Genomic DNA, 6,866 nt, shown 5'->3' on the forward strand with positions numbered 1-6,866 from the left:
TACAGCTGGTTCCACGAAAAAGGGGCGCCCCCGGTTCGAGGGCGCCCCATTTTTCGTCGAGCGGGTTATCGGACCGTGACGTACACGGTCTGGTTGCGCACCGTGCGGTTGTTGTCGCCCTGCGAGGTCGCGAAGGGCACGCCCTGCGGGATGGCGGGGCCCCGGGTGACCGAGACGACGGACGCCTTGTCCAGCGGCGTGCTCGACTGGCGGGTGACGACGACGCGGTTGCCCTGAGCCTCCAGCGCGCTGATGGTGTCGGCGGCGTTGCCACCGGTCGGGGCGGCCAGCGCGGGGGCGGCCAGTCCGACGAGGCCGGCGGTCAGCGCGGCTGCAGCGGCGGTGGTGACGGTGAACTTCTTCATGATCGGGCCTTCTTCGTGGGTTGATCGTGGTGATCTGACCTACGAAACCGTCGGGCGCCCGGGTTCATTTCGGCTGGCAGAAATTGACCGACCGTTGGCAGAAAGTGCGCCGTCGACCTCCGTCAGGCGAGGCGGCGGGCCAGTCCGGAGGCGCGCACCGCGCGCCGGGCGACGGCCGCCCGGACCGAGGCCTCCGTGCCGACCACCCGCACGCGCGATTTCGCGCGGGTGACCGCGGTGTAGAACAGCTCGCGCGTCAGCAGCCGCGACTCCTCGGCGGGCAGCAGCACCGTCACCTCGTCGGCCTGGCTGCCCTGGCTCTTGTGGATCGTCATCGCGTGCATGGTCTCGACGTCGGAGAGCCGGCCGGCGGCGAACTCCTGCTCGCCGATCGCGACGGTCAGCGACTCGCCGCGCACGACGGCCACCCCGGTGTCGCCGTTGTAGAGCTTGCGACCGTAGTCGTTGGCCGTCACCAGCACCGGTCGCCCGGCATACCAGTCCGCCCAGATCGGCTCGCCGGTCGCGTCGGTGAGCCACCTCTCGACCTGACGGTTCCAGTACGCCACGCCCGACGGGCCGCGACGGTGGGCGCACAGCAGCCGGTGCTCGTCGAGCGTGCCGGCCGCCGCCCGCGCGTCACCGAGGATCGCCGCCTCCCGCAGCCGCAGCGCGTGCGGCAGCAGCACCGGCCGCAGCCGTTCGCCGGGATCGTCGACGGCCAGCCACTCGATGTGCTCCCCGCCGTCGCGCAGCACCTCGACCGCCCGGTCGGCGTCGCCGTCACGGATGGCCGAGGCGAGCGTGCCGATGCTCGCCCCGAACCGGTGCGAGGTCTGCAGTGCCGCGATGCGCACGCCGGTGCGGGCGCCCAGACCGTCGACGAGGTCGGCCAGCACCGCGCCCGCCTCCACCGACGCCAGCTGGTCGGGGTCGCCGACCAGGATGAGCCGGCTGTCGGTGCGCACCGCCTCGAGGAGCCGGGCCATCAGCGTCAGCGACACCATCGACGTCTCGTCGACCACGATCACGTCGTGCGGCAGCCGGTTCTCCCGGTGGTGCCGGAAGCGCGACGCATTGTCCGGACGCGGCCGCAGCAGGCGGTGCAGTGTCGAGGCCGTCAGCTCCGGCAGCCGGTCGCGGTCCTGGGCGTCGAGCTTGTCGAGTTCCGAGCGCACCGCCTCGAGCAGACGTGCCGCCGCCTTGCCCGTCGGGGCGGCCAGCGCGATGCGCAGCGGCGGCCGGCCCGCGAGTGCGGCCTGCTCGGCGAGCAGGGCGAGCAGCCGCGCGACCGTGGTCGTCTTCCCGGTGCCCGGCCCGCCTGTCAGGACCGTGAGCGATTGCGCCAGAGCCACTTCCGCGGCGCGACGCTGCTCATCCCACCCGGCGGGGAACAGTCGTTCGAGGCCGGGCACCTCGGCGGGCAGCGGCGAGGCCAGCAGCGCGAGCACGTCGTCGCGGACCTGCTGCTCCTCGCGCCAGTACCGGTCGAGGTACAGCAGGTCGGCGCTGCGATCGGACATCAGGTGCAGCACCTGTTTGTCCACCAGCGGGCTGGCCTGCAGGGCCCGCAGCCAGGTCTGCGTTGCGGGCCAGGGCAATTCGGGCTGACCGACCTGCTGGGCGACCGATCGCAGATCCACGCACACCGAGCCGGCGCGTACCGCCCGCACCGCGAGGGCCACAGCCAGGGCCACGGTCGGGTCCGACTCACCGGTCAGCGTCGAGAGCCGCTGCGCCACATGGACATCGGCGGGTTCGAGCAGCTCGTCGAACGCGTCGAGCGTCGTCGCGGTCACGGTGATTCCCCCCGCAGTCGGACCCGCCGCGCCGTCGAACTCTCGTCGAGCTCGACGAGGTCGTCGTGCGAGCGCAGGAATTCGCTGAACGACTTGTAGCCGAGCGACTTCTCGGAGAACGACGGGTCCATCCGCTTCATCTGGGCCTTGACCGCCGAATTGTGCAGCCAGTCCACGTCGTCCTTCTCCAGCCCGATGTGCAGCGCGCGGGTGAGCAGTGCCGTCGCCGCATCCAGCGGATCGGGCTCGTCGGGTTCCTCCGGGGTGTCGTCCTGCGCTTTGGTCCGGCGGCCCCGCTTCTTCGGCGCCGCCTCGGTTGCGGATTCGTCGGGTTCGAACACCGGGACGCCGGGCAGCGCGTCGTAGGTGACGAACTCGTCGCACGCGGCGGCCAGCGAGCGGCTGGACGAGCCCGCGACCCCGATGCCGACGACGTAGCGGCCCAGACGCTTGCAGCGCTGCGCCAGTGCGATGTAGTCGGAGTCGCCGCCGACGATCACGACGTGGGTCAGGTCCGGGAGACGGAACATGTCCTCGACCGCGTCGACGGCGAGGCGGATGTCGGCCCCGTTCTTGCCGTAGGCGGCGGCCGGGAACAGCTGCACCAGATCGACGGCGCGGCCGACCAGCTGGCCGCGGTAGTTCGCGTTGATCTCCGACGACCAGTCGGCGTAGGCGCGGGTGAGCACGAGCGTGCCGAACGACGACGCGAAGTCGACGATGGCGCCGACGTCGACGGTGGCACGCTTCAACTTGTCCGTGAACTCGCCGTTGCCGTCGTCCCGCGACCGGTCGCGCTGGAAGGAGTTACGGCCGTTGACCTGGTCGTAGCGGCTGATCACGATGTTGTCGAAGTCGAAGTAGACCGCGACGCGGGAGGTCGAAGAATCCGTCATCGCACCAGTGTCTCCGACTGGGCGGCGCCGTCGAGCAGATTCGACACGGCCTCGATCAGTTCCGCGGGCGGCCGCCAGCTGAACACCCCCGCCGGATGGCCCTCGACCATCGGTGTGTCCGGCCCGCACATGCCGCGCACGAACAGATACAGCACCCCGCCGAGATGACGCTCCGGCGTGTACCCGGGCAGCCGCCACCGCAGAAAGCGATGCAGCACAACGCAGTACAGCAGCGCCTGGAGCGGATAGTCAGAGTGCAGCATGGCCTCGGCCATCCGCGTCTGCCCGTAGTCGGCGGCGGTCAGGGCGCCGCCCGGCTCGCCCAGCCAGTTCGTCTTGTAGTCGGCGACCAGGTAGCGGCCGTCGACCCGGAGCACCACGTCCAACGACCCCGTGAGATACCCCTTGAGCGACTGGGCGGCCAGCGCGCCGCTGGACAGCCGAGCGGCGTACCCGGACAGCGGGTCGCCAGGCGGCAGATGCGCGCGCAGCAGCGCGCCGACGTCGGCCAGGGAGATCGTCGGCGCGCCCCCGCGCAGGTCACCGCCAGCGAGCGGGAACTCGAAGTCCAACTCCCGCAACCGGTCCCGCAATCCGATCGCCCGCAGTGTGGCGCCGGGCGCCAGCGGTCCCAGTGGGGTGTCGTGCATCGGGATCAGCGCCGCGGCCAGGTCGGCCGGTGCGACGTCGACGGGCCACCACAGCGCGTGCCGGCGGATCTGGGTCTCGAGCTCGGCGGCCAGGTCCGTCGCGAACGGGTCCGCGGTCTCGAGCACCGCGTGCACCAGCGTGCCGAATGTTGCGCCGGTCGGCAGGTCGGCCATCGGCGACGCCAGGTCCGCGCCGACGGCGTCCGACTCGGACACCGGGACGTCGGCGACCTCGTCGTCCAGCTCGGTCACCTCCGGCTCGCTGGACACCCCCGGAGCCTCCTCGGCCGCGCGGATGAGGCCCGAGTACGACGTCCGGCGCCACGAGGTGTCGATCCGGCGGTGGAAGTGGCGCGCGTCCAGATCGTCTCGGACAGGCGCCTTCACGACCTGCGTCGGAGAGGCGATGACGGATTCCTCGAGCACCGGTCCGCCGGCGTCGGCCCATGCCCGCAGGAGCGCCATCGCATCCGGATCGTCGATCCGGGGCGGATCGCACCGATCGGGCACCACCGCCTCGCCCGGCCGGCGCCCGCGCAGCAGCCGCGACAGGCCGCCGTTCGGTTCATCGTTGGACGGCGCCCACCACGCGACCACCTGCGACTGCGCCCGTGTCATCGCGACATAGGTGAGCCGGACGTCGTCACCTGCCGCCTCCCGGCGGCCCCGGCGCTGCACGTCGTCGTGGTCGGGACTCTGCTCGCCGCCGATGTGCAGGCAGCGGGTGTCCCCTTCGTGGTAGAGCACCACGTCGCGGGTCTGGATGTTGCGGTTGAACGCGAACGGCAGATACACCACCGGGAACTGCAGCCCCTTGCTCACCCACACCGTCATGATCTGGACGGCGGCCGCGTCGCTGTCGAGCCGTCTGCTGCGTTCGATCGCACCGCCGCGTTCCTCGCGCTGGGTGCGCAGCCAGTCCCGCAGCGCCGGCAGGCTGAAATGTTCGCGGTGCGCGGTCTCCTGCAGCAGCTGGGTCAGGTGCGCCAGGTCGGTCATGTGCCGTTCGCCGTCGACCCAGGACAGCACCCGCTGGCCCATGCCGGCACGCTGCGCCGCCTCGAACACCGCCGCCACGCCGCGTTCCCGGGCGTGGTCAGCCCAGCTGCGCAGCGTCTCGGTGATCCGGTCGGTCAACCGGTCACCCTGCGCGACAAGGGATTGCGCCGTCTCCCCGAAGAACATCGTGGTGGCCGCGGCGCGCACCAGGCCGGAGCGGTGCGGCTGGTCGAAGGCCTCGAGCAGGCACAGCCAGTCGTCGGCGGCGGGGGAGGCGAACACGTCCGAGTCGCCGGTGTAGACGGCCGGGATGTTCGCGGCGGTCAACGCCTCGAAGCAGGCGCGGCCGTCACGGTGGCTCTCCACGATCACCGCGATGTCACCGGGGACCACCGGTTCACCGCAGAACGTCGCACCGCCGGCGAGCAGCGCGGCGATGTCGGCGGCCATGTCCCGGGGGATGTGACGGCGGAGCCGATCGATCGGGATGACCTTGTCCGGGCGGACCCCGAACTGGTCGCGGGTGACCACCCGCAGCCGGAACGGCGCGTTGTGCGGCGCGCCGGCGAGGCGGTGCGCGGCATGCGCGGCGGCGACCGGGCGCACCACGATGCGCGAGTCGCCGAGGTGGGCATCGCGCATCACCGCCTGCAGGCTGTCGACCAGCGGTCCGTCGCTGCGGTAGTTGGTGCCGAGCGTGCGCTGGTGGCCCGCGGTGGCCGCGGCATGCAGGTAGGTGACGATGTCGCCGCCGCGGAACGCGTAGATCGCCTGCTTCGGGTCGCCGATCAGGATCACCGTGGAGTGCCCGCTGAACGCGCGGTCGATCACCTGCCACTGCACCGGATCGGTGTCCTGGAACTCATCGACCATTACGATCGACCAGCGCCGCCGCATCCGGGCGCGGGCGGGGGAGTCGTCGGCCTCCAGCGCGTCGGCCAGCCGAGACAGCAGGTCGTCGTAGTGCAGGATGCCGAGCCGGCGCTTGCGCTTCTCGAGTTCCGCGCACACCGCGGTCGCGAACTCGACCCGCACCGCCGGGTCCGTGCCGGGCGCAGGATCGACCGGCCGCAGTTTCGTGTGGGCGCCGCCGACGACCTCGCGCGCCAGATGCAGCGCGGCGTCGTAGGACAGCAGCGGCTCGTCGCGTTCCTGGCCGAAGTGCGCGAGATACAGATCGTCGACGATGTCGGACACCACGTCCTCGAGGCTCTCGACCAACTGCACCCCGGAATCGGTGTCCCCGGCCACGCCCAGGCTCCGCAGTACCAGCTGGCAGAACTGATGCGTGGTCGCGATGGTGGCGGCGTCGAACCCCGCCAGCGCGTCACGTAGCCGCTCCCGCCGCACGTCGACCTCGTCGGGTGTGCCCGACACCAGGTGGGCGAGCAGCGCGTTGTCGCCCGCGCGGGACGGATCGCCCAGCGCCAGAAGGGCATCGAGGATCTGGGCGCGCACCCGCTCGCGCAGTTCCTGGCTGGCCGCGCGGCCGAATGTGATCAGCAGCATCTGGTCCAGCGTCGCCACGCCCTCGGCCAGATAGCGGGTGACCAGCCCGGCGAGGGTGAACGTCTTCCCGGTGCCTGCGCTGGCTTCCAGCACCGTGGTGGTGCACGGCGCCGGCAGCGGGCCGAGCAGATCGAACGGTTCCATCAGTCGAGGGTCCTCTCCGCGCGCAGCATCGGGGACCACAGCCGGCCCGCGTAGCCCGGCAGGCCCGCGGCCACCAGATCCACCAGCGGACGGCCGTGACCCCAGACCGTCACGTGGGCGGGTTCGGCGTCCTCACCGGGATACTTGCCCGACTTCCACTTCCAGCCTGCTTCGCGCGCGGGTGCGCCGCGGTGGTGCTCAGTCTCAGCCCACGCGTAGGACGTCTTGGGCGGCAACGGGATCGGGGCGCGGCGGCCCTCGTCGTACATCGCGACGAGATCGGCGAGCACCCCGGTGGCGTCCTCGGGCGGGCCGAGCAGCCGCTGGCGCGGCGTGTCGCCGCGTTTGGCCCGGCCGATGCACACCGCCGTCCAGTCGTGGCCGGAATGGCGGGCGGTCAACGCCACCAACCGGATCCACGATTCGAGCAGGTGCCTGCCGTCGAGCTTGGAGTACGTGACGGCCACCATGCGCTCGCCGTGGACCCGCGGCACCGTGCCCGTC

At 71.7% G+C, this 6,866-nt stretch carries 4 protein-coding genes and 1 pseudogene; all 5 read right to left on the reverse strand.

Annotation, left to right across the window (positions count from 1 at the left end; translation table 11 throughout):
* Nucleotides 1-65 precede the first annotated feature (65 nt).
* Nucleotides 66-365, reverse strand: a complete 300-nt coding sequence (locus MCHUDSM44219_RS08130; RefSeq protein ID WP_048417729.1) for a hypothetical protein — start codon at nucleotides 363-365, stop codon at nucleotides 66-68.
* Nucleotides 366-487: 122 nt separating this feature from the next.
* Entirely contained in the window at nucleotides 488-2,164 is a 1,677-nt protein-coding gene (recD, locus tag MCHUDSM44219_RS08135) for an exodeoxyribonuclease V subunit alpha (protein ID WP_048417730.1), read from the reverse strand.
* Nucleotides 2,161-3,060: an NYN domain-containing protein gene (locus MCHUDSM44219_RS08140; RefSeq protein ID WP_048417731.1), complete on the reverse strand. Its 900-nt coding sequence runs from the start codon at nucleotides 3,058-3,060 to the stop codon at nucleotides 2,161-2,163. The genes recD and MCHUDSM44219_RS08140 overlap by 4 nt, the downstream gene beginning before the upstream one ends.
* Complete coding sequence (gene recB, locus MCHUDSM44219_RS08145) at nucleotides 3,057-6,362, reverse strand: exodeoxyribonuclease V subunit beta (protein WP_048417732.1); 3,306 nt, start codon at nucleotides 6,360-6,362, stop codon at nucleotides 3,057-3,059. Before recB ends, MCHUDSM44219_RS08140 begins: the two co-directional genes overlap by 4 nt.
* Nucleotides 6,362-6,866: pseudogene (locus MCHUDSM44219_RS08150) on the reverse strand (exodeoxyribonuclease V subunit gamma); the annotation flags it as partial. The pseudogene MCHUDSM44219_RS08150 and the gene recB, both read right to left, overlap by 1 nt.

The organism is Mycolicibacterium chubuense, assembly GCF_001044255.1.
Lineage (GTDB): Bacteria > Actinomycetota > Actinomycetes > Mycobacteriales > Mycobacteriaceae > Mycobacterium > Mycobacterium chubuense.

Bases quoted from the DNA above. Each gene is read 5' to 3' on its own strand.
- MCHUDSM44219_RS08140 (WP_048417731.1), bottom strand. From the start codon at position 3,060: ATGACGGATTCTTCGACCTCCCGCGTCGCGGTCTACTTCGACTTCGAC.
- MCHUDSM44219_RS08130 (WP_048417729.1), bottom strand. From the start codon at position 365: ATGAAGAAGTTCACCGTCACCACCGCCGCTGCAGCCGCGCTGACCGCC.
- recB (WP_048417732.1), bottom strand. From the start codon at position 6,362: ATGGAACCGTTCGATCTGCTCGGCCCGCTGCCGGCGCCGTGCACCACC.